The organism is Cellulomonas sp. P2_F12, assembly GCF_056403775.1.
This window is the reverse complement of sequence record NZ_JBFUEV010000010.1, coordinates 105,050-127,597: the sequence shown is the minus strand read 5'-3', so window position 1 is coordinate 127,597 and position 22,548 is coordinate 105,050. Positions and strand designations below refer to the sequence as shown.

At 72.9% G+C, this 22,548-nt stretch carries 18 protein-coding genes; 1 reads left to right on the top strand and 17 read right to left on the bottom strand.

What is annotated here, in order from left to right:
* Nucleotides 1-10 precede the first annotated feature (10 nt).
* The 15 genes from pyk to AC1DWH_RS18000 all read right to left on the bottom strand — a co-directional run bounded on the left by pyk (nt 11) and on the right by AC1DWH_RS18000 (nt 19,358).
* Nucleotides 11-1,447 (bottom strand): pyruvate kinase, encoded by a 1,437-nt coding sequence (pyk, locus tag AC1DWH_RS18070; protein WP_456844708.1) that lies wholly within the window; start codon nt 1,445-1,447, stop codon nt 11-13.
* 96 nt (nt 1,448-1,543) lie between these two features.
* Complete coding sequence (locus AC1DWH_RS18065; protein WP_456844707.1) at nt 1,544-3,010, bottom strand: glutamate synthase subunit beta; 1,467 nt, start codon at nt 3,008-3,010, stop codon at nt 1,544-1,546.
* Entirely contained in the window at nt 3,003-7,568 is a 4,566-nt protein-coding gene (gltB, locus tag AC1DWH_RS18060; protein WP_477094850.1) for a glutamate synthase large subunit, read from the bottom strand. The genes AC1DWH_RS18065 and gltB overlap by 8 nt, the downstream gene beginning before the upstream one ends.
* 155 nt (nt 7,569-7,723) lie before the next feature.
* Nucleotides 7,724-8,605 carry a prolipoprotein diacylglyceryl transferase gene (gene lgt, locus AC1DWH_RS18055; protein ID WP_477094849.1) on the bottom strand — a complete coding sequence of 294 codons (882 nt, stop codon included), beginning with the start codon at nt 8,603-8,605 and terminating at the stop codon, nt 7,724-7,726.
* The gene (gene trpA, locus AC1DWH_RS18050) at nt 8,602-9,423 is read right to left on the bottom strand and encodes a tryptophan synthase subunit alpha (RefSeq protein WP_477094848.1); all 822 of its coding nucleotides are present in this window, start codon (nt 9,421-9,423) and stop codon (nt 8,602-8,604) included. Before trpA ends, lgt begins: the two co-directional genes overlap by 4 nt.
* Nucleotides 9,420-10,736, bottom strand: a complete 1,317-nt coding sequence (trpB, locus tag AC1DWH_RS18045; RefSeq protein WP_477094847.1) for a tryptophan synthase subunit beta — start codon at nt 10,734-10,736, stop codon at nt 9,420-9,422. Before trpB ends, trpA begins: the two co-directional genes overlap by 4 nt.
* Nucleotides 10,733-11,545 carry an indole-3-glycerol phosphate synthase TrpC gene (trpC, locus tag AC1DWH_RS18040; RefSeq protein ID WP_477094846.1) on the bottom strand — a complete coding sequence of 271 codons (813 nt, stop codon included), beginning with the start codon at nt 11,543-11,545 and terminating at the stop codon, nt 10,733-10,735. The genes trpB and trpC overlap by 4 nt, the downstream gene beginning before the upstream one ends.
* Nucleotides 11,546-11,681: 136 nt before the next feature.
* The gene (locus AC1DWH_RS18035) at nt 11,682-12,155 is read right to left on the bottom strand and encodes a DUF2752 domain-containing protein (RefSeq protein ID WP_477094845.1); all 474 of its coding nucleotides are present in this window, start codon (nt 12,153-12,155) and stop codon (nt 11,682-11,684) included.
* A gap of 1 nt (nt 12,156) precedes the next feature.
* Nucleotides 12,157-12,717 carry a DUF4190 domain-containing protein gene (locus tag AC1DWH_RS18030; protein ID WP_477094844.1) on the bottom strand — a complete coding sequence of 187 codons (561 nt, stop codon included), beginning with the start codon at nt 12,715-12,717 and terminating at the stop codon, nt 12,157-12,159.
* 58 nt (nt 12,718-12,775) lie between these two features.
* Nucleotides 12,776-13,081: an HGxxPAAW family protein gene (locus AC1DWH_RS18025; RefSeq protein ID WP_477094843.1), complete on the bottom strand. Its 306-nt coding sequence runs from the start codon at nt 13,079-13,081 to the stop codon at nt 12,776-12,778.
* 77 nt (nt 13,082-13,158) lie between these two features.
* Nucleotides 13,159-13,740: a Trp biosynthesis-associated membrane protein gene (locus AC1DWH_RS18020; protein WP_477094842.1), complete on the bottom strand. Its 582-nt coding sequence runs from the start codon at nt 13,738-13,740 to the stop codon at nt 13,159-13,161.
* Nucleotides 13,737-15,305, bottom strand: a complete 1,569-nt coding sequence (locus AC1DWH_RS18015) for an anthranilate synthase component I (protein ID WP_477094841.1) — start codon at nt 15,303-15,305, stop codon at nt 13,737-13,739. Before AC1DWH_RS18015 ends, AC1DWH_RS18020 begins: the two co-directional genes overlap by 4 nt.
* Entirely contained in the window at nt 15,302-15,703 is a 402-nt protein-coding gene (hisI, locus tag AC1DWH_RS18010) for a phosphoribosyl-AMP cyclohydrolase (protein WP_456844696.1), read from the bottom strand. Before hisI ends, AC1DWH_RS18015 begins: the two co-directional genes overlap by 4 nt.
* Before the next feature lie 50 nt (nt 15,704-15,753).
* Complete coding sequence (locus AC1DWH_RS18005; RefSeq protein ID WP_477094840.1) at nt 15,754-17,565, bottom strand: ABC transporter ATP-binding protein; 1,812 nt, start codon at nt 17,563-17,565, stop codon at nt 15,754-15,756.
* Entirely contained in the window at nt 17,562-19,358 is a 1,797-nt protein-coding gene (locus AC1DWH_RS18000) for an ABC transporter ATP-binding protein (protein ID WP_477094839.1), read from the bottom strand. The genes AC1DWH_RS18005 and AC1DWH_RS18000 overlap by 4 nt, the downstream gene beginning before the upstream one ends.
* 188 nt (nt 19,359-19,546) lie before the next feature.
* Here AC1DWH_RS18000 and AC1DWH_RS17995 point away from each other — a divergent pair, with 188 nt between their 5' ends.
* Complete coding sequence (locus AC1DWH_RS17995) at nt 19,547-20,194, top strand: TIGR03085 family metal-binding protein (RefSeq protein WP_477094838.1); 648 nt, start codon at nt 19,547-19,549, stop codon at nt 20,192-20,194.
* On the opposite strand, the gene AC1DWH_RS17990 is transcribed toward AC1DWH_RS17995, so the two are convergent.
* Nucleotides 20,191-21,072 carry an FKBP-type peptidyl-prolyl cis-trans isomerase gene (locus tag AC1DWH_RS17990; RefSeq protein ID WP_477094837.1) on the bottom strand — a complete coding sequence of 294 codons (882 nt, stop codon included), beginning with the start codon at nt 21,070-21,072 and terminating at the stop codon, nt 20,191-20,193. The genes AC1DWH_RS17995 and AC1DWH_RS17990 overlap by 4 nt on opposite strands.
* A 112-nt stretch (nt 21,073-21,184) precedes the next feature.
* Complete coding sequence (gene pafA / locus AC1DWH_RS17985; protein ID WP_477094836.1) at nt 21,185-22,546, bottom strand: Pup--protein ligase; 1,362 nt, start codon at nt 22,544-22,546, stop codon at nt 21,185-21,187.
* Between the last annotated feature and the right edge of the window lie 2 nt (nt 22,547-22,548).

The window sequence follows — 22,548 nt, the reverse complement described above, 5'->3', positions numbered from 1 at the left end:
GAGTCAGGCGTCAGGCGACGCGGCCGCTCACGCTCTCCTCGTCGCCGATCTTGTGCACGACGATCGAGTTCGTCGAGCCGACCACGCCCACCGGGGCACCGGCGACGACGACGACGTAGTCGCCGATCTCGGCCAGGCCGTTGGCGCGCAGCGTCGAGTCGACCTGGTTGACCATCGCGTCGGTGTTCTCGACGGGCGGCACCTGGTACGTCTGCAGGCCCCAGCTGAGCGAGAGCACGTTGCGCACGTCCTCGTTCGGCGTGAAGGCGAGCAGCGGGATGGCGGAGCGCAGGCGCGACATGCGGCGGGCCGAGTCGCCCGACTGCGTGAACGTCACCAGGTACTTGACGTCGAGCGTCTCGCCGATCTCGGCCGCGGCGCGCGTGATGGCGCCACCGCGGGTGTGCGGGGTCGAGCCGAGGGGGGCGATGCGCTCGCGACCGAGCTCCTCGGTGGCCTCGATGATCCGCGCCATGGTGCGCACGGTCTCGATCGGGTAGTCGCCCACGCTGGTCTCGCCCGAGAGCATGACCGCGTCGGCGCCGTCGAGCACCGCGTTGGCGCAGTCCGAGGTCTCGGCGCGGGTCGGGCGCGGGTTGGTGGTCATCGACTCGAGCACCTGCGTGGCGACGATGACCGGCTTCGCGCTGCGGCGGGCCAGCTCGACCGCGCGCTTCTGCACGAGCGGGACCTGCTCGAGGGGCAGCTCCACGCCGAGGTCGCCGCGGGCGACCATGATGCCGTCGAACGCGGCAATGATCTCGGCCAGGTTCTCGACGGCCTGCGGCTTCTCGATCTTGGCGATGACCGGGACGACCCGGTTCTCCTCCTCCATGATCCGGCGCACGTCGTCGTAGTCCACGGCGGACCGCACGAACGACAGGGCGATGATGTCGGCGCCGACACGCAGGGCCCAGCGCAGGTCCTCCTCGTCCTTGTCGCTCATCGCGGGGACGGACACGGCGACGCCGGGCAGGTTGAGGCCCTTGTTGTTCGACACGGGGCCGGGGACCTCGACGCGGGTCACCACGCGGGGGCCCTCGACGGCCGTCACGCGGACCAGGACCTTGCCGTCGTCGATGAGGATCGGGTCGCCCACGCGGGCGTCGTTCGGCAGACCCTTGTGGGTCGTCGACACGAGCTCCTTGGTGCCCTCGACGTCCTCGGTCGTGATGGTGAACGTGTCACCGACCGCGAGGTCGTGCTTGCCCTCGACGAACCGGCCGAGGCGGATCTTCGGGCCCTGCAGGTCGACGAGGACCGCGACCGACCGGCCGGACGCCTGCGCAGCCGCGCGGACGTTGTCGTACACCTTCTTGTGCACCTCGGTGTCGCCGTGGCTGCGGTTCAGCCGAGCCACGTCCATCCCGGCATCGACGAGGGCCTGGATCTGCTCCGCCGACTCCGTCGCGGGGCCGATGGTGCAGACGATCTTTGCTCTACGCATGGGGCGAGCCTATGCCTTCCGTGTTTTCGTGGTCGGACCGAAGGTCCCGTCCGGCCACCATGGCCGGCCGGTAGAGGACCCCCGGTCAGGAGGGGTTCAGGGGCGCAGCGCCACGGTGCTGGCGGTGACGGGTGACGGCAGCTCGGTGCTGCCCGAGAGGTACGTGTCGACGGCCGCGGCGGCCGCACGGCCCTCCGCGATCGCCCAGACGATGAGGGACTGACCGCGGCCGGCGTCGCCCGCGACGAACACCCCAGGGACCGTCGTCGCGTAGTCGTCGGTGCGGGAGACGAGCCCGCGGGGCGTCAGCTCGATGCCGATCTGGTCGGTCAGCGGGCTGACCTCAGGGCCGGTGAAGCCCATCGCCACCAGCACCAGGTCGGCGGGGATCTCCCGCTCCGTCCCGGGCGTCGGCACGCGCCGCCCGTCGGACAGGTACTGGGTGGTCGCCAGCCGCAACGAGCGGACCGCACCCGCGTCGTCACCGACGAACTCGACGGTCGACGCGAGGTAGTCGCGGTCGCCGCCCTCCGCGTGGGAGGACGAGACCTCGAACAGGATCGGGTCGGTGGGCCACGGCTGGTGCGCCGGCCGGTCCTCCGGCGGACGCTTCCCGATGGCCAGCGTCGTCACCGACGCGGCCCCCTGCCGCAGCGCGGTGCCCAGGCAGTCCGACCCGGTGTCACCGCCGCCGATGATGATGACGTGCTTGCCCTCGGCGCTGATCTGGTCCGCCACCGGCTTGCCCGCGGCGACCGCGTTGGCCTGGTGCAGGAACTCCATGGCGACGTGCACGCCGCCCAGCTCCTTGCCGGGCACCTGCAGCTCGCGCGGCACGGTGGCGCCGGTCGCGATGACGATCGCGTCGTACCGGGCCTGCAGCTGCGGCCACGTGACGTCCCGGCCGACCTCGACGCCCGGGCGGAACCGCGTGCCCTCGGCCTCCATCTGCGCCAGCCGGCGGTCGATGTGGATCTTCTCGAGCTTGAAGTCCGGCACGCCGTACCGCATCAGCCCGCCGATGGCGTCGTCACGCTCGTACACGGCGACCGTGTGGCCGGCGCGCGTGAGCTGCTGGGCGGCGGCCATGCCGGCCGGACCCGAGCCGACCACCGCGACGGTGTGACCCGTCAGGCGCTGCGGGACCTGCGGCGTGACGTACCCGCGGTCGAACGCCTCGTCGATGATCGAGACCTCGACGTTCTTGATGGTCACGGCCGGCTGGTTGATGCCCAGCACGCAGCTCGACTCGCACGGCGCGGGGCAGATGCGGCCCGTGAACTCCGGGAAGTTGTTCGTCGCGTGCAGGCGGTCGATCGCGTCGGACCACTGCCCGCGCCACACCAGGTCGTTCCACTCGGGGATGAGGTTCCCCAGCGGGCAGCCGTTGTGGCAGAACGGGATGCCGCAGTCCATGCAGCGCCCGGCCTGCTCCTTGAGGTACGGCTGGCCGTCCTGCAGGTGGGCGTGCACGTCCTTCCAGTCGCGCAGGCGCACGTCGACGGGGCGGTTGGGCGGGAGCTCACGGTCCCGCACCTTCAGGAAGCCGCGGGGGTCAGCCACGGGCCACCTCCAGGATCTGGTCCCACACGCCGGGCGCAGCCGGGTCGAGGCCGTCGGCCTCGGCCTTGGCCAGCGCGCGGCGGACGCGGGCGTACTCGGTGGGCAGCAGGCGCGTGAACCGCGCCCGGGTCGTCGGGAAGTCGTCGAGCAGCTGGGCGGCGACGGGCGAGCCGGTCTCGTCGAGGTGCGCACGCAGCAGCGCCTGGACGGTCTCGGCGTCCTCGTCGTCGAGCGGGTCGAGCGCGAGCTCGTTGGACCGCAGGGCGTCGATGTTCACCAGCGCGGGCTCCAGGTCGAGCACGTAGGCCGTGCCGCCCGACATGCCGGCGCCGAAGTTGCGGCCGGTCCGGCCGAGCACCAGGACGGTGCCGCCGGTCATGTACTCGCAGCCGTGGTCGCCCACGCCCTCGACCACCAGCGTCGCGCCGGAGTTCCGGACGCCGAACCGCTCGCCGACCAGCCCGCGCAGGAAGATCTGCCCGGTGGTCGCGCCGTAGCCGATGACGTTGCCCGCGACCACGTTGTGCTCGCTGGACAGGGCGGCGTTCCGGTCGGGGCGGACCGCGATCCGGCCGCCCGAGAGGCCCTTGCCGACGTAGTCGTTGGCGTCGCCGAACAGCCGCAGCGTGATGCCCCGCGGCAGGAACGCGCCGAACGACTGGCCCGCCGAGCCCGTGAGGGTCACGTCGATGGTGTCGTCCGCGAGGCCCTCCCCGCCGAACCGCTTGGTCACCTCGTGGCCGAGCATGGTGCCGACCGTCCGGTTGACGTTGCGGACGGGCAGGTCGATCCGGACCGGCTCGCTGCGCTCCAGGGCGTCCTCGGCCAGGGCGATCAGCCGGTTGTCCAAGGCGCGGTCGAGGCCGTGGTCCTGGTCCTTGGTGCGATGCAGCTCGGTGCCGGCGACGGGCGACGGGACCGCGAGGACCGGGGCCAGGTCGAGGCCCTCGGCCTTCCAGTGGTCGATCGCCGCGCGGGTGTCCAGCAGCTCGACGTGCCCGACGGCCTCGAGCAGCGTGCGGAAGCCCAGCTGCGCGAGCAGCGCGCGGACCTCCTCGGCGATGAACTCCATGAACGTGACGACGAACTCGGGCTTGCCCGTGAACCGGGCGCGCAGCTCAGGGTTCTGCGTCGCGACGCCCACCGGGCAGGTGTCGAGGTGGCAGACGCGCATCATGATGCAGCCCGAGACCACCAGCGGTGCCGTGGCGAAGCCGAACTCCTCGGCCCCGAGCAGCGCGCCGATGAGGACGTCGCGTCCCGTCTTGAGCTGGCCGTCGACCTGGACGACCACGCGGTCGCGCAGGTTGTTGAGCACGAGCGTCTGCTGGGTCTCGGCCAGGCCGATCTCCCACGGGGTGCCCGCGTGCTTGAGCGACGTCAGGGGGCTCGCGCCGGTGCCGCCGTCGTGACCCGAGATCAGCACGACGTCCGAGTGCGCCTTGGCGACGCCCGCCGCGATGGTGCCGACGCCGAACTCGCTGACCAGCTTGGTGTGGATCCGCGCCCGCGGGTTCGCGTTCTTGGCGTCGTGGATCAGCTGCGCCAGGTCCTCGATCGAGTAGATGTCGTGGTGCGGGGGCGGCGAGATCAGGCCGACGCCCGGCGTCGAGTGCCGCGTCCGCCCGATCCACGGGTACACCTTGTTGCCCGGCAGCTGGCCGCCCTCGCCGGGCTTGGCGCCCTGCGCGAGCTTGATCTGGATGTCGTCGGCGTTGGTGAGGTACTCGCTGGTGACGCCGAACCGTCCCGAGGCGATCTGCTTGATCGCCGAACGCCGGGCGGGGTCGTGGAGCCGCTCGGGGTCCTCGCCGCCCTCGCCGGTGTTCGACTTGGCGCCGATGCTGTTCATCGCGATCGCGAGGGTCTCGTGGGCCTCCATCGAGATCGACCCGTAGGACATCGCGCCGGTGTTGAACCGCTTGACGATCTCGCTCACGGGCTCGACCTCGTCGAGCGGCACCGGCTCGCGGACGCCGTCCTTGAACGCCAGGAGCCCGCGCAGCGTCATCAGGCGCGACGACTGCTCGTCGACCCGCGTGGTGTACTGCTGGAAGACGTCGAACTGCCGGGTCCGCGTCGAGTGCTGGAGGCGGAACACGGTCTCGGGGTCGAACAGGTGGTCCTCGCCGTCGCGACGCCACTGGTACTCCCCGCCGACCGCGAGCCGCAGGTGCGCCTGCCGGTTGCCGCTGGCCGGATAGGCGTCGGCGTGCCGGGCCGCGACCTCGGCCGCGATGACGTCGAGGCCGATCCCGCCGAGCCGGCTGGTGGTGCCGGTGAAGTACTTGTCGACCAGCGGCTGCGAGAGCCCGATGGCCTCGAACACCTGCGCGCCGCGGTAGGACGCGATGGTCGAGATGCCCATCTTCGACATGACCTTGAGCACGCCCTTGCCGAGCGCCTTGATGAGGTTGGCGACCGCCTTCTCCGGGCCGACGCCGGGCAGGTACCCCGAGCGCGCCAGGTCCTCGACGGTCTCCATCGCGAGGTACGGGTTCACCGCGGCCGCGCCGTAGCCGATGAGCAGCGCGGTGTGGTGCACCTCGCGCACGTCGCCGGCCTCGACCACCAGCGAGATCATCGTGCGGGTGTGCCGGCGCAGGGTGTGGTGGTGGACCGCGCTCAGCAGCAGCAGCGACGGGATGGGCGCGAGGTCCGCGTCCGAGTTGCGGTCCGAGAGCACGATGAAGCTGACGCCGTCGGCGACCGCGGCGTCCACCTCGGCGAAGATCTCCTCGAGGCGCGCCTCGAGCGCCTCTCCCCCGCCGGACACCTTGTACAGGCCGCGGACGGTGGTCGCCCGGAAGCCCAGCGAGGGCTCCTTGGCCACGTGCACGATCTTCGCCAGCTGGTCGTTGTCGATCACCGGGAACGGCAGGATCAGCTTGCGGGCGTGGCCCGGGCCGTCCTCGAGCAGGTTGGGCTCGGGCCCGATCGCGCCGCCGATCGCGGTGACCAGCTCCTCGCGGATGGCGTCCAGCGGCGGGTTGGTCACCTGCGCGAACATCTGCGTGAAGTAGTCGAAGAGCATCCGCGGCCGGCTCGAGAGCACGGCGACCGGCGTGTCGGAGCCCATGGCGCCCAGCGGCTCGGCGCCGGCGGCGGCCATCGGGCTGAGAAGGATCTTGAGCTCCTCCTCGGTGTACCCGAACGCGCGCTGACGGCGACGGACCGAGGCGGCCGAGTGCGCGACGTGCTCGCGCTCGGGCAGCTGCTGCAGGTAGACGGAGTTGTCGCGGACCCAGTCGGCGTAGGGACGCTGCGCCGCGAGCGACGACTTGATCTCCTGGTCGTCGATGATGCGGCCCTTGCCGGTGTCCACCAGGAACATGCGGCCGGGCTCCAGCCGTCCCTTGGCGACGACCGTGGCGGGGTCGATGTCCAGCACGCCGGCCTCGGACGCGCAGACGACCAGCCCGTCCTCGGTGACCCAGTACCGACCGGGACGCAGCCCGTTGCGGTCCTGCACGGACCCGATCAGCGTGCCGTCGGTGAACGTGATCGCCGCGGGGCCGTCCCACGGCTCCATCAGCGTCGAGTGGTACTCGTAGAACGCGCGCCGCGCGGGATCCATCTGGGCGTGGTTCTCCCACGCCTCCGGGATCATCATCATCACGGCGTGCGGCAGCGTGCGGCCGGACAGGTGCAGCAGCTCGAGGACCTCGTCGAAGCTGCCGGAGTCCGAGCCGCCGGGGGTACAGACGGGCATGAGCGGCGCCAGGTCGCCCAGCTCCTCGCTGGCGAGCGTGCCCTCGCGGGCAGCCATCCAGTTCCGGTTGCCGCGGACCGTGTTGATCTCGCCGTTGTGGGCGATCATCCGGAACGGCTGCGCGAGCGGCCAGGACGGGAACGTGTTGGTGGAGAAGCGCGAGTGCACCAGCGCGATCTCGGAGGCGTAGCGCGGGTCCGAGAGGTCCGCGAAGAACGGCTCGAGCTGGCCCGTGGTGAGCATGCCCTTGTAGGCCAGGGTGCGCGCCGACAGCGACGCGAAGTAGAGGCCGTGCTCGCGCTCGGCACGCTTGCGCAGCCGGTACGCGCGGCGGTCGAGGTCGATGCCCGAGAGCTCCCGCGACGGGTCCGCGACCACGAGCTGGCGGAAGACCGGCATCGACGCGCGCGCGGTGGGCCCGACCAGGTCGGCGGTGACGACGACCTCGCGCCAGGCGAGCACGTCGAGCTTCTCCTCCGCGGCGATCGACTCGAGAGCCGCGACGGCGCGCCGCTGCTCGGTCTCGTCGACGGGCAGGAACGCCATGCCGATGGCGTAGAAGCCGGCGGGCGGGAGCTCCGCGTCCACCACGTCGCGCAGGAAGGCGTCCGGGATCTGCGTGAGGATGCCGGCGCCGTCGCCGCTGTCCTCCTCGGCGCCCACGGCGCCGCGGTGGTCGAGGTTGAGCAGTGCGGTGAGGCCCGCGTCGACGATGTCCCGGCCGGGCGTCCCGCGCAGCGTCGCGACGAACGCGAAACCGCACGCGTCGTGCTCGGCAGCGGGGTCGTAAAGACCCTGCGGCGGCGGCGCACTCATGGCGCCAGGGCTCGCGGGCGACGTCGACATCAGCACCGTCCTCACGGTCCCCGAGGGGTCGGGGCGTAGCACGAACAAGGGGGGAACGCGGGACGTCGTCGGCCCAGTGTGTGGCGACGATACAGGGCGGTCGGCGGACCGTTCGCATCGTCAGCGATGAGGGGGAGCTACCAGCCCTCCGCGGGTCAGCGGGCGGGGTCGGTCGCGTTCTCCTCGTCGTCCTGCGCGGTCGGGGGTGCCAGCAGGAGGGTCGTGTCACGTCCTGGGTGCCGGCGTCCGACCACCACGAACGCTACCAGCGCTCCGAGGCCGACGATGATGCACGTCCAGACGTTGAGGCGCAGGCCCAGGATGTGGTGCGCCGGATCGATGCGCAGCAGCTCGATCCACAGCCGGCCGGTCGTGTAGATGACGACGTAGAGCCAGAACACGCGGCCGTAGCCGAGCCGGAACTTGCGGTCGATCCAGATCAGCAGCGCGGCACCCGCGAGGTTCCAGACGATCTCGTACAGGAACGTCGGGTGGTAGAGCGTGCCCGCGGGGTCGCCGACGGGCATGTGCTCGGGGTCGATGCGCAGACCCCACGGCAGGGTGGTCGGGCTGCCGTAGAGCTCCTGGTTGAACCAGTTGCCCAGCCGGCCGATCGCCTGCGCCACGAGCAGACCGGGCGCGAGGGCGTCGGCCCAGGGTGCGAGCCGGACGCCCTGGCGGCGGGCTCCGATCCAGGCGCCGACACCACCGAGGGCGACGGCACCCCAGATGCCGAGGCCGCCCTCCCAGATGTACAGGGCACGGATCGGGCTCCCCCCGACGCCGAAGTACGCGTCGGGCGAGGTGATGACGTGGTAGATCCGGCCGCCGACGATGCCGAACGGCACCGCCCAGAACGCGATCTCCAGGGTCGTGTCAGGCTCGCCCCCACGCTCGACCCAGCGGCGCCGCGTCATCCAGAGCGCCACGACGATGCCGAGCAGGATGGCGAACGCGTAGGCGCGCACCGGGAAGGGCCCGAGGTGCCAGACGCCCTGCGACGGGCTCGGGATGGCGAGCGGCAGCAGCGCGCTCACCGGTCGCGTCCGGTCGCGGAGCGGACGCCCTCGGCGAGGTCGGCCGTGAGTCGGGCCAAGGCCTGACGCCCCGCCGCCTCGTCGGGCGCGTCGAGCAGCGTGCGCACCAGCGCCGAGCCGACGATGACGCCGTCGGCGTAGCCGGCGACCTCCGCGGCCTGCTCGGGACGCGAGATGCCGAGGCCGACGCAGACGTGCTGGGCGCCGGCCGCCCGGGTGTGGGCGACGAGCTCCTCCGCGCGGCTGCCGACGGTCGACCGCTCCCCCGTGACACCCATGGTCGAGGCGGCGTAGACGAAGCCCCGGGAGGCCGCGCTGGTGGAGGCCAGCCGCTCGGGCGTCGAGCTGGGGGCGACCAGGAACACCCGGTCCAGGCCGTGCGCGTCGGAGGCGGCGAGCCAGTCGCCGGCCTCGTCGGGGATGAGGTCCGGCGTGATCAGCCCGGCCCCGCCCGCCGCGGCCAGGTCGCGCGCGAACGCGTCGACGCCGTAGCGCAGCACGAGGTTCCAGTAGGTCATCACGAGGATCGGCGCACCGCGCCCGGCGACCTGCTCGACCGCCCGGATGGTGTCGCTGACCCGGGTGCCGCCCGCCAGCGCCGCGTCGACCGCGCGCTGCACCGTGGGACCGTCCATGACCGGGTCGCTGTAGGGCACGCCGAGCTCCACGACGTCCACGCCGGCGTCGATCATCGTGCGCACGGCCTCGACCGAGCCGTCGACCGTGGGGTACCCGACCGGCAGGTACCCGATGAACGCCGGACGACCGAGCGCGTCGAGGTGCTCGGCGACCTGCGACCGGACGGCGACGGCGCTCACAGCTGCTCCCCCTGGTCGGCCAGCACGACCGGCTCGTCCTCGATCAGGTCGAACCACGCCGCGGCCGTGGCCACGTCCTTGTCCCCGCGCCCCGACAGGTTGATCAGCAGCACGGGCTCGTGTCCGTCGTCGCCGGTCCAGGTCGAGAGCTCCGCGCCCAGCTGGATCGCACCCGCCAGCGCGTGCGCCGACTCGATCGCGGGGATGATCCCCTCGGTCCGGCACAGGATGCGGAAGGCGTCCATGGCCTCGACGTCGGTGACGGGCCGGTAGTCGGCGCGCCCGATGTCGTGCAGCCACGCGTGCTCGGGCCCGACGCTCGGGTAGTCCAGGCCGGCCGACACCGAGTGGCTGGGCAGCGTCTGGCCGTCGTCGTCCTGCAGCAGGTACGACTTCGCGCCGTGCAGCACACCCGGCTCGCCGCCGGAGAACCGCGCGGCGTGGCGCCCCGACGAGATGCCCTCGCCGCCCGCCTCGAAGCCGAACAGCCGGACCTCGGGGTCGTCGAGGAACGCGTTGAAGATGCCCATCGCGTTGGACCCGCCGCCCACGCACGCGGCCACGGCGTCGGGCAGCCGGCCGATCTCCTCGAGGAGCTGGGCCCTGGCCTCCTCGCCGATGATCTTGTGGAAGTCGCGCACCATCTCGGGGAACGGGTGCGGTCCGGTGACGGTGCCCAGCAGGTAGTGCGTGGTCTCGACGTTGGCCACCCAGTCGCGCAGCGCCTCGTTGATGGCGTCCTTGAGCGTGCGCGTGCCGATGGTCACCGGGACGACCTCGGCGCCGAGCAGGCGCATGCGGGCGACGTTGAGCGCCTGGCGCCGGGTGTCCTCCTCGCCCATGTACACGGTGCACTCGAGGTCGAGCAGCGCGGCCGCCGTGGCCGTGGCGACGCCGTGCTGGCCTGCGCCGGTCTCCGCGATCACGCGCGTCTTGCCCATGCGCTTGACCAGCAGGGCCTGGCCCAGCACGTTGTTGATCTTGTGCGAGCCCGTGTGGTTGAGGTCCTCGCGCTTGAGGAACACCCGCACGCCCGGCGCGACGTGCGCGGCGAACCGGGGCACCTCCGTCAGGGGGCTCGGCCGACCGGTGTAGGTCTTGTGCAGCCGCGCGAGCTCCCGCCCGAACGCCGGGTCGGTGAGGGCCTTGTGGTACGCCGTGTCGAGCTCGTCGAGCGCCGCGATCAGCGCCTCCGGCACGTACCGGCCGCCGAACTCCCCGAAGTACGGGCCGGCGTGGGTGGACAGCGGTCCGCTCGCGACGGCCTCGAGCAGCTTGTCCGATACGGGTCCGACGGTCGGTCGACCGCTCACTGACGCACCGCCCGCAGGGACGGGTGCGCACCCGCCGCCACGAGGTCGGCGACGGACTCGCGCGGGGCGTCGTCCGTGACCAGCGCCTCGCCGACGAGGACCGCGTCCGCGCCGGCGCGGGCGTAGTCCATGACGTCGTGCGGGCCCCGCACGCCGGACTCGGCGATCTTCACGATGTGCGACGGGATCGACGGGGCGACCCGGGCGAACGTGGTGCGGTCCACCTCGAGCGAGCGCAGGTCGCGGGCGTTGACCCCGATGACCTTGGCACCGGCGTCGGCTGCGCGCGCGACCTCCTCGGTGTCGTGCACCTCGACGAGGGCGGTCATGCCGAGGGAGTGCACCCGCTCGACCAGTGACTCGAGCACGGTCTGCTCGAGCGCGGCCACGATGAGGAGCACCAGGTCGGCGCCGTGCGCCCGCGCCTCCCACACCTGGTACGGCGTGACGACGAAGTCCTTGCGCAGCACGGGGATGTCGACCCGGGCGCGCACCGCGTCGAGGTCGGCCAGCGAGCCGTGGAAGCGGCGCTCCTCGGTCAGCACGGAGATGACGGCGGCGCCGCCCTTCTCGTACTCGGCGGCGAGCGCGGCGGGGTCCTTGATGGTGGCGAGGGCACCCTTGCTCGGGCTCGAGCGCTTGACCTCGGCGATGACCCGGACCGCGTCCTCGGCGCGCAGGCGCCCGACGCAGTCGATCGCGGACTCGCGGCGATGGGCCTGCTCCTTGACCTCGGCGAGCGGCGTCGCCTGCTCCCGGACGGCCAGGTCCAGTCGGACTCCCGCGACGATGTCGTCCAGCACGGTCATCGACAGCTCACCTTCTCCCCCGGTCGGTTCCGGACCTCGTCCTCGCCGTCGATCGTGGCGGTGGTCCAGTGGGACATCGTAGATCGGTCCCGGAGTGACCCGGACCACAGGCCGGTGGGTGGGACAGGGACCTTGGTCAGGGGGCCAACCACGGCGCCAGAGCCGGGATGTTCCGCAGCACCCCGAACGCGAGCACCACGGCGAGACCGACCCACGCGAGCCACGCCGGCGTCGGGCGCACGGCCCGGCCCTGCGTCCGTCGCAGCACGAGCCGCGCCCACAGGGCGATCGCGAGCGGGACGGCCAGCACGAACAGCGGGTTCATCGACCATGCCCCGGCCAGGTTCCCGTGCGCGAGGTCGTGCGTCGCGCGCAGCCCACCGCACGCCGGGCACCACAGCCCGGTCAGCGCGTGGAGCGGGCAGTAGCCGTAGCTGCCGGAGGTGTGCGGGTCGCGCAGGGCGAGGACCACCGTCGCTGCGGCGACCAGGCCGCCGGCGACGAGCGGCCCGCGCACCGACGCACGACGGCCCGCCACGCCCGCCGCGAGGGCGACGGACGGGAGCGGGCCGGTCGGCTGGAGCTGCGGACCGTCGTCGACGGCCGCCATGTCAGTAGCCGGTGTCGTACGTGGTCATCCAGTCCGGGTTCGACGCGACGATCGCGAAGAACGCGATGATCCCCACGATCGACAGCGCGATGCCGATCCAGCCGAGGACGATCCCGGCCGTGGCCATGCCGCCGTTGTTGGCCTCACCGTTGGCCACGGCCTTGCGCGCCTTGTAGCCGACGATCACCGCGGCGACCGCCGAGAAGATCCCGCAGAGCACGAACGACAGGATGCCCAGGACGAGCGCCCAGACGCCGAGGCTGTTCTTGGGGTACGCGGCGCCGTAGCCGGGCGGCGGGTAGCCGCCGGGGGCGGACCCGTACGGCGCGGCGGCCGGGTACGGGGTCGGCGCGCCGTACTGCGGCGCGCTCGGGTACTGCGGTGCGCCGGGGTACTGCGGCTGCGCGCTCGGTGCCTGCGGCGCCGCACCGGGGTACTGCGGCGCGGCCGGGTACTGGGGAGCGGCCGGAGGCGGCGGCGTCGCCGGCTGCTGCGGCGCGGCGTTCGGGTCCTGCGGCTGGGGTGCGCCGTACGGGTTCTGCGGCTCGTCGGGGGTCGACATCGGTCCTCCTGCGTCGCGTGCGCCACCCGGTCCCGGATGACGGTGGAACAGCTGCGGGTCAGTGCCCGCCGGTGCGTGCCGCCCGCGCACGCGTCTTGGCGCCGCCCTGGCCGTAGCCCGAGCTCTGCAGCACCTTGCCGATCACGAGGCCGAGCACGACGAGGGCGATGCCGACCCAGAACAGCCACACCAGGGCGAACGCGACGCCGAGCCCGGCGATCGTGAAGGCGATCACGACGCTGTAGGTGGTGAACCAGGCGGCGAGCGTCTTGCCGTGGTTGGTCGGGGCCGCCGTCGGCGGCAGGTGCATCGCCTCGGTGGTCGTGGCGTTCTGCGCGCGGTGCGCGAGGGTGTTGTCGGCCATGGTGGTGCCCTTCGTGCTCGGTTCTGCGCTCACCCTATCGGACGGCAGAGCCCCAGCCCGGCGCGCCGCGGCGCAGGTCAGGACGGGTCGTCGCCCCGGCTGAGCGCGTCCCAGTCGGCCCGCTCGTCGGGATCCGCAGCGACGGCCGGGGCGGCCGCGCTCTCGTGCCGACGGGACGGCCCCGCCCACGTACGCGACGCGAGCACCAGCCACACGCCGGCGAGGACGTCGAGGACCCCGACGACGACGGCCAGCCAGGGCCACACGCTCGTCGTGACCGGTCCCGCGAGCCTGCCCACGCCAGTCTCGTCGGCGACCACGGGCGTCACCGCCGCGGCGGGGTCGCCCAGCACGGCAAGGGTCGTGCCGACGACGAGCACGCCGCACGCCACGACGACCACCGCGACGACCCAGCGGCCGGCTCGACCGACCAGGGCGACGGCGGCGACGGCGGCGAGGATGGCCACCGCGGCCGCGAGGATGGCGGGCGCCACCTGGGAGCCCGAGACGTGCACCGTGACGGTGCCCTCCAGGGCGGTCGTGCCGGTCGTGGTGAACCAGGTGGGTACGGCGACGATCGCGGTGAGCCCCGCAAGGAGCAGGAGAAGGACCGCCGCCCGCCCCCGGCCCGTCCGGCGCCGCTGCGCAGCCACCGTCACGCGCCCGCCCGACGCAGCCGAGACGCGATCTGGACGGCGCGCACGGCCGCCGCGGCCTTGTTCCGGGACTCCTCGTACTCCAGCGCCGGCACCGAGTCCGCGACGATCCCGCCACCCGCCTGCACGCTGGCGCGTCCCTCCCGGATCAGGGCCGTGCGGATGGCGATGGCCATGTCCATGTCGCCGGCGAAGTCGAAGTAGCCGACCGTGCCGCCGTAGATGCCCCGCCGGGCGGGCTCGATCTCGTCGATCAGCGCGATCGCGCGCGGCTTGGGCGCACCGGACAGGGTGCCGGCCGGGAACGTCGCGACCAGCGTCTGCAGCGCCGTCGCACCCTCGCGCAGCCGCCCGACCACGGTCGAGCAGATGTGCATGATGTGGGAGTAGCGCTTGACCGCCATGAACTCGACGACCTCGACGCTGGTGGGCTCGCACACCTTGACCAGGTCGTTCCGGGACAGGTCGACGAGCATGATGTGCTCGGCCCGCTCCTTGGGGTCCGCGAGCACCTCGTCCTGCAGGCGGCGGTCCTCGTCGGGCGTCGCGCCGCGCGGCCGCGAGCCCGCGATCGGGAAGGTCACCACGCGGCCCGACGTCACCTTGACCAGCGTCTCCGGGCTCGACCCGACCACGGCGAAGTCGCGGCCGTCCGCGTCCTGCAGCTGCAGGTAGTACATGTACGGGCTCGGGTTGATGGTCCGCAGCACCCGGTAGACGTCCAGCGGCTCCGCGGGGCAGTCCAGGTCCAGGCGCTGCGAGAGCACCACCTGGAACACGTCGCCGTCGCGGATGGCCTCCTGGCCGGTGCGCACCGAGTCCTCGAACTCCTGACGGGTGGAGCGGAACGCGAGCTCGGGCTCGGGCACGTCCGCCAGCACGGCCACCGCCGACTCGGTCGGCTCCAGCAGGGCCGCCTCCATCGCGTCCAGCCGAGTGAGCGCGTCGGCGTGCGCCTCGTCCACGCGCTCGTCGGTGTCGTCGAAGTTGATCGCGTTGGCCACCAGCCACACCGAGCCGTCGTGGTGGTCGACCACCGCGAGGTCCGTGGCCAGCAGCAGCGTCAGCTCGGGGACGCCCAGCTCGTCGGGGGCGTTGGCGGGCAGGGTCGGCTCCCAGTGCCGCACGATGTCCCACCCGAGCGCCCCGACGAGCCCGCTGGTCAGCGGCGGCAGGCCGGAGATCGCGGGGGTGCGCAGGGCGTCGAGGGTCCGGGCCAGCACGTCGAGCGCGTCGCCGTCCGTCGGCACCCCCACCGGGACGTCGCCGACCCAGACGGCCGAGCCGTCGCGCACCGTGAGCGTCGCCCGCGAGTGCACGCCGACGAACGAGTACCGGTCCCAGCTGCCGTCGGCCTCGGCCGACTCGAGGATGAACGTGCCGGGGCGGCCGGCGGCCAGGGTGCGGTAGAGGCCGACCGGCGTGACGTCGTCGGCCAGCAGCCGCCGGACCACCGGGATGACGCGTCGGTCCCGGGCGAGCCCGCGGAACAGGTCGAGCGACGGCCACGTGCCACCCCAGGGAACCTCCGCCGCGGCGACGTCCGTGGGCAGGGTGGGCGTGGTCATCGAGGATCTCCGGTCTCGGTGGGACGGGTGCCGACGACGGCCGGCAGGGGGCCGCCGGCGTCGAAGCAGGTACGGGTTCCGGTGTGGCAGGCGGCGCCGACCTGGTCGACCTCGACCAGCAGGGCGTCGCCGTCGCAGTCGAGGCTCACGGCCTTGACGTACTGGGCGTGGCCGGACGTGTCGCCCTTGCGCCAGTACTCCTGGCGCGAGCGGCTCCAGAACACGACCCGGCCGGTGGTCAGGGTGCGGTGCAGCGCCTCGTCGTCCATCCAGCCGAGCATGAGGACCTCGCGCGAGTCGTGCTGCTGCACGATGGCCGCCACCAGGCCGTGGTCGTCACGCTTCAGGCGCTCGGCGACGGCGGGATCGAGGGTCGGTGCGGCGGGGCTGGAAGACACGGACCGATCCTGCCACGCGGCAACGGACGCCCGCGGACCCGTCCCAGCGATCACCGGGTCTGCGACACCCAGGCGGCGTGCATCGCGGCGTAGTGGCCGTCGCGCGACACGAGGTCGTCGTGGTGCCCGACCTCGACCACCCGGCCCGCGTCGACGACGACGACCGTGTCGGCCGCCTCCGCCGTGGACAGCCGGTGCGCGATGGTCAGGGTGCTGCGGCCGCGGGTCAGGGAGTCCAGGGCGCGGGCGATCCGCACCTCGGTCGCGGGGTCGACCGCCGACGTCGCCTCGTCGAGCAGGAGCAGGTCCGCCTCGGCCAGGTAGGCGCGGGCGAGCGCGACCAGCTGCCGCTCCCCCGCCGACAGGGACTCGCCGCGCTGCCCGACGTGCGTGTCGAGGCCGTCGGCCAGCTCGTCGACCCAGCCGTCCAGCCCCAGCGCCTCGATGGCCCCCCGGACGCGGGTGTCGTCGGACGAGGCCGCGGTGGTGCCGTCCTCGTGCCGCAGCCCGTACGCGACGTTCTCGGCCAGCGTCCCGTCGAACAGGAAGCCCTCCTGCGGCACCAGGACCACGCGGCGCCGCAGGTCGGCGACCGGGATGTCGCGCAGGTCCACGCCGTCCAGCAGCACGGAGCCGTGCGTCGGGTCCATGAACCGCGCGACGAGCTTGGCGATCGTCGTCTTGCCCGAGCCGGTCGCGCCGACCACGGCCACCGACGCCCCCGCGGGGATCGCGACGTCGACCTCGCGGAGCACCGGCGGGCCGTCGGGGTAGGAGAAGTCGACGGCGCGCAGCTCGACGTGCGCCGGCCCACGGGGGCTCGGGACACCGTCCTGGCCGGCGTCGACCACCTCGACCGGGGTCTCGAGCACGCCGAGCACCCGACGCCAGCCCGCGACCGCGTTCTGGAGCTCGTTGAGGATCTCGGTGGCCATCTGGACCGGCCCGGTGAACAGCTGCACGAGGAACAGGAAGGCGAGCAGGCGGCCCGCGCTCATCTCGCCGGCGATCCCGAGGTAGGTGCCCGCGACCACGACGACGGCGAGGACGAGGTTGGCGACGAGCACGCCGCTGGAGAACACGAGGGCGACCAGGTTCTGTGCGCGCACCATCGCCGCACGGGTGGCGGCGACCGCCGCGTCGATCTTGCGCTGCGTCCGCCCGGCGACGCCGTACGCCCGGATGGTCTCCGCGCCGACGACGGCCTCGGACACTGCGCCCAGCATCCCGCCGACCCGTTCCCGCACGGCCGTGTAGCGCGCGTTGACGCGCTTCTGCAGCGGCTGCAGGAGCAGAAAGAGGGGCACGAACCCGGCCCACACGATGAGCGTGAGCTGCCAGGAGTACACGGTCATGAGCACCGTGGCGACGGCGATCTGGAGCACCGAGACCAGCAGCATGATCCCGCCCCACTGCACGAACAGCGAGATCGTGTCGACGTCCGAGGTCACCCGGGAGACCAGCGAGCCGCGCCGCTCCGTGTTCTGGGTGAGCACCGACAGGTCGTGCACGTGGCGGAACGCCCGGGTGCGCAGCGCCAGCAGCCCGCTCTCGCTCGACCGGAAGAGCCGGACGTTGACGTACGCGGAGCAGACGGCGCCGACCAGCAGGCCGACCGCGGCGAGCCCGGCGAGGACGGCGACGCGGTGCACGTCCGGGCCCCCGGGCGCCAGGATGCCGGTGTCGACGGTCTGCTGGACCGCGATCGGCACGAGCACGCGCCCGATCGAGGCCATCACCGCGAGCAGCACGGTGACCTTCAAGCCGACCAGCAGCTGGGGCGAGACCTGGATGCCGCGGCGCAGCGTCGCCAGCACTCCGAGCGTGCTGGCCGGGACGAAGCGGTGCGTGGGGTCGCTCATGCGGGCTCCTCCACGACCTCGAGGGCCTGCTCGTCGGCGGCCTCCGACGCGCGCCGAGCCGTCTCCTGCTCGTACGCGGTGGCCAGCTCGCGGTAGCCGGCGTCCCGCGCCAGCAGCTCCTCGTGCGAGCCGCGGTCGACCACGCGGCCGGCCTCGACGTGCACGACCTCGTCGGCCAGGAGCACCGACGACATCCGGTACGCGACGAGCAGCACCGTCGGGCTGCCTGCGCCGGCCTCGTCGCGCAGGCCGCGCAGGATCGCCTGCTCGATGCGCGGGTCGACCGCCGACGTCGCGTCGTCGAGCACGAGGACCGCGGGCCGCCGGACCAGGGCTCGCGCGAGCGCGAGGCGCTGCCGCTGACCGCCGGAGAGGTTGGCGCCGCGCTCGCCCAGCGGCGCGTCGAGGCCGCCCGGCAGCGCACGGACCACGTCGTCGACCCGCGCGAGACGCAGCGCCGACCAGACCGCGTCGTCGTCGGGGGAACCCGCCTCGCCGTCGTCGGCGAGCGTGACGTTGGAGCGGACCGTGTCCTCGAAGATGAACGTCGACTGGGCGACGAGCGCCACGTGGCGGCTGAGGTCGGCCGGGCGCACGTCCCGCAGGTCGATGCCGTCGACGTGCACCGAGCCCTTCGACGGGTCGGCGAGCCGGCTGACCAGCGACACCAGGGTGGTCTTGCCCGCACCCGTCGGACCGACGACGGCGATGGTGCGGCCCGCCGGGACGTCGAGGTCGACGTCGTGCAGCAGCTCGATCTCTCCCCCACCCGGCAGCGCCACGGACCGACCGACGTCGCGGAGCTCCACGCGGGCGCCGCCGGCGGGCACCCACGGCGTGCTGCCCTCGCTGAGGGCGCCGTGCGAGTCGATCACGCGCGCGATCCGGTCGTAGCCGACCAGGGCACGCGGGACCTCGCCCAGCACCCAGCCGAACGCCCGGACCGGCACGGCGAGCAGGGTCAGCAGGTACGCCGCGGCCACGACGTCGCCCGTCTCGATCCGCCCCTCGCTGACCTGCACCGTGCCGACCACCAGCACGAGCAGCGTGCCGAGGCTGGGCAGCAGGTCGATGACCGGGTCGAACATCGCCCGGACGATGCCGACCCGCACGTTGGCGTCCCGCAGCTGCGCGGCCCGCGCCGCGAACCGGGCCTCCTCGCGCGCCTCGGTGCCCAGGGAGGTGACCAGCACGGCGGCCTCGAAGCTCTCGTGCGCGATGTCCGCGACCTCGGCACGCAGCTGCTGCGCGTGGATCGCCGCCGGCGACATCCGGCGCTGGAACACCAGGTTCGCGATGACCGCGAGCGGCAGGACGAGGAGCGCCGCCAGCGCCAGCCACACGTCGGTCCGGAACAGCGCGACCGCCGCGACGACGAGCATGACGACGACACCCAGCGCGAACGGCAGCGGGTTGAAGATCGAGGTCGCCGCCTCGACGTCCGCGCTGGCGTTCGACAGCAGCTGACCCGTCGGGTGCTGCCGGTGCCACGACATCGGCAGCCGCAGGTACTGGCGGGTCACGGCGGTCCGGTGGTCCTCCTGGATCAGCGCGAACCCCTTGCCCGCGAAGATCCGGCGACCGGCGACCGTGATGGCGAGGCTGACGGCGACGAGCGCGATCGCGAGCCCGGCGAGCCAGATCCGGCCGCGCGCCTCGGTGGAGCCGTCGAGGGCGGGGACCACGACCTGGTCCGTCACCACACCGAGGACGCGACTCACCCCGACCGTGAGAACGCCGAACACGGCGGACGTCCCGACGGCCAGCGCGTACGTGCCGGGGTGCGCGCGCATGCCGCGGATGATCAGCTGGCACGCCCGTCGCGGTACCGATCCGGTGAGGGCCACCGACCGTGGTGACTCGTCTCGCGTGGGCACGACAGGACCTTCCGTGGAGCTCGAGGGGGTGCACCCATCCTCTCACGGGAGAGCGAGCGCTTACCCGTCACGCGAGCGGCGGGCCCGCGTGCGATCCTGCGGGCATGACCTGGCACGAGATCGAGCGCGCGCAGCTGGCGCAGGCCCTCCTGGACGTCACGCCGGACGCGCCGACCCTCTGCGAGGGCTGGCAGGCGCGCCACCTCGCGGCCCACATCGTGCTGCGCGAGCGATCGCCCATGGTCGGTGCCGGGATCGTGGTGCCGGCGCTCTCGGCCCGCGCCGAGGCGGCCATCGAGCGGCTCGCGGACACCGCGTCGACCGAGGGCGCCTACCGCGACCTGGTGGCGCGCGTCGCCGACAAGGCCGCGCGCTGGCACCCGGGCACCTGGGCGCCCGACTCCACCAACGTCATCGAGTTCTTCGTGCACACCGAGGACGTCCGCCGCGGCGCCGGGCCCGTGCCGCCCCGCGAGCTCGACCCCGACCTCGTCGCCGCCCTGTGGGTGCAGCTGCGCCGCTCGGGCGGCTCGCGGCTGCGCAAGGTCCCGGTCGGGGTCGTCCTGGTCCGCAGCGACGGCGTCCGTCACCGGCTGCGGGCGCCCAAGGACGATCACGGCACGGTGGTCGTCCGCGGCGACGTCGGCGAGCTGGTGCTCTACCTCCTGGGGCGCGGAGCCGCCGCCGACGTCCGGGTCGAAGGGGACGCGGACGACGTCGAGCTGATCGAGCGGGTGCTGCCCTCGCCCTAGCCGGCGGCCTGCGGGTGGCCGGTGGCCAGGATGTCGACGACGAAGACGACCGTCTGGCCGGCGAGCTCCTCGCTGTCCGTGACGCCCAGCGCGTAGGTGGGGGGCACGACGAGCATGACCTGGCTGCCGACGGGCTGGTCGACCAGGCCGTCGGCCCACGCCTGCACGTCCTGCAGGGAGAACGACACCGGCAGCCCGTGCGTCCAGGTGGAGTCGAACGGCTCCCCCGTCGTCCACGCGAAGCCGGTGTACTGCACGGTGACCACGTCGCTGGCGCCCACCTGCTCCCCCGTGCCCCGGATGAGCGGCTGCGCGACCAGCTCGCTCGGCGGGTCCGTGCCCGTCGGGGTGATGGAGGGGGCCCCCGAGGCGTCGAGCGTGACGGCCGGGAGATCGGGGCGGGTGGGGACGGGCTGGCCGTCGGCCCGCGTCGGCAGCACGTCGACGACGGTCACCGTCGGGTAGTCGGTCGCACCCGAGCCCGTGCCCGGGCTCACCTGCAGCAGCCGCGCGCCGACCTTCTGGCCGCGGAGCGTGTTGTACAGGTCGACCCCGAGGTCCTCCTCCGTCAGCAGCATCGCCGTCGGGTTCGTGGAGTAGCTCTCCTTGACCAGCGTGGCGTCGGTGGCGTCCTCGAGCCAGAAGTCGATGAGCACCGGGGTCCCCTCGACGAGGTCGGCGCCGGTGCCCTTCCAGATCTGCTCCGTGCGGGACTTGTCGACCTGCAGCGGCGTCACGTACGTGATCGTCGGCGCCTCGCCCGGCTCGCCCGAGACCGTCACCGCGGCCGGCTCCGTCACCGGGGTGCTGCACCCGGCGAGGGCCAGCAGTGCCGTCAGCAGGCCGGCGGCCAGGGCGCGGCCCTGCAGTCGTCGCACGTCGTTCCTCTCCGATCACGGTTCCTGGCGGGCACCACCCTCACAGTCCTGGCCCACTCCGGAGCGCCACACTGTACGGCCTGATACTGGACGGCCGACCTGCTGCAGCGTGCTACATCGACTCGATGAGCCGGTCCACCCGCTCGTCCACGCTGCGGAACGGGTCCTTGCACAGCACCGTGCGCTGGGCCTGGTCGTTGAGCTTGAGGTGCACCCAGTCGACCGTGTAGTCGCGGCGCGCGTCCTGTGCGGCGCGCACGAAGTCGCCACGGAGCTTGGCGCGGGTGGTCTGCGGCGGGACGGCGGTCGCCTCGAAGATCTCGAGGTCGGTGGTCACCCGCTCCACCAGCCCCTTCGCCGCCAGCAGGTTGTAGAGCCCCTCGGTGCGGGAGATGTCGTGGTACGCGAGGTCGAGGCGCTGGACGCGGACGTCGGACAGCTCCAGGTCGTGCTTGGCGCGGTACCGCTCGATCAGCCGGTACTTGATCACCCAGTCCAGCTCGCGGTCCACCAGCGACAGGTCGCCCGTGCGCATCGCGCGCAGCCCGCGCTCCCAGAGGTCCAGCACCTGCTTGTTCTCCGGGCTCGGCCCGCCCTCCGACGCCAGGAAGTCGGTGACCCGGGTGAGGTACTCCTCCTGCAGGTCGATCGCGGTGACCGTCCGCCCGTTCGCCATGGTGACCGGGTGCATGCCCGTGATGTCGTGGCTGATCTCCCGGATGGCTCGGATCGGGTTCTCCAGCGCCATCTCGCGCATGGGCACGCCGGCCTCGATCATCCGCAGCAGCAGGTCGGTCGTGCCCACTTTGAGCATGGTCGTGGTCTCGGACATCGACGAGTCGCCGACGATCACGTGCAGGCGGCGGTAGTGCTCGGCGTCGGCGTGCGGCTCGTCGCGCGTGTTGATGATGGGGCGCGACCGGGTCGTCGCGCTGGAGACCGCCTCCCAGATGTGGTCGGCGCGCTGCGACAGGCAGTAGAGCGCGCCCCGCGGCGTGGTGAGGACCTTGCCGGCACCGGTGAGGATCTGCCGCGTGATCAGGAACGGGACCAGCACGTCCGACAGCCGGGAGAAGTCCCCCTGGCGACGGACCAGGTAGTTCTCGTGGCAGCCGTAGGAGTTGCCCGCGGAGTCGGTGTTGTTCTTGAACAGGTGGATCTTGCCGGGCAGCCCCTCGTGCTCGAGCCGCTGCTGCGCGTCCGCCACCAGTCCCTCGAGGATGCGCTCCCCGGCGCGGTCGTGCGTGACCAGCTGGCGCACGTCGTCGCACTCGGCCGTGGCGTACTCCGGGTGCGAGCCGACGTCGAGGTAGAGCCGCGACCCGTTGCGCAGGAACACGTTGGACGAGCGGCCCCACGCGACGACCTTGCGGAACAGATACCGCGCGACCTCGTCGGCGGACAGCCCGCGACCGTCCTGGGCGGCGCAGGTGACGCCGTACTCCGTCTCCAGGCCGAAGATCCGCCTGTCCATCG

Coding starts and splice junctions, on each gene's coding strand:
- AC1DWH_RS18030 (WP_477094844.1), bottom strand. CDS start 12,717: ATGTCGACCCCCGACGAGCCGCAGAACCCGTACGGCGCACCCCAGCCG.
- AC1DWH_RS18000 (WP_477094839.1), bottom strand. CDS start 19,358: ATGCGCGCGCACCCCGGCACGTACGCGCTGGCCGTCGGGACGTCCGCC.
- AC1DWH_RS18015 (WP_477094841.1), bottom strand. CDS start 15,305: ATGACCACGCCCACCCTGCCCACGGACGTCGCCGCGGCGGAGGTTCCC.
- AC1DWH_RS18025 (WP_477094843.1), bottom strand. CDS start 13,081: ATGGCCGACAACACCCTCGCGCACCGCGCGCAGAACGCCACGACCACC.
- pafA (WP_477094836.1), bottom strand. CDS start 22,546: ATGGACAGGCGGATCTTCGGCCTGGAGACGGAGTACGGCGTCACCTGC.
- trpC (WP_477094846.1), bottom strand. CDS start 11,545: ATGACCGTGCTGGACGACATCGTCGCGGGAGTCCGACTGGACCTGGCC.
- AC1DWH_RS17995 (WP_477094838.1), top strand. CDS start 19,547: ATGACCTGGCACGAGATCGAGCGCGCGCAGCTGGCGCAGGCCCTCCTG.
- pyk (WP_456844708.1), bottom strand. CDS start 1,447: ATGCGTAGAGCAAAGATCGTCTGCACCATCGGCCCCGCGACGGAGTCG.
- AC1DWH_RS18035 (WP_477094845.1), bottom strand. CDS start 12,155: ATGGCGGCCGTCGACGACGGTCCGCAGCTCCAGCCGACCGGCCCGCTC.
- AC1DWH_RS18005 (WP_477094840.1), bottom strand. CDS start 17,565: ATGAGCGACCCCACGCACCGCTTCGTCCCGGCCAGCACGCTCGGAGTG.
- gltB (WP_477094850.1), bottom strand. CDS start 7,568: ATGTCGACGTCGCCCGCGAGCCCTGGCGCCATGAGTGCGCCGCCGCCG.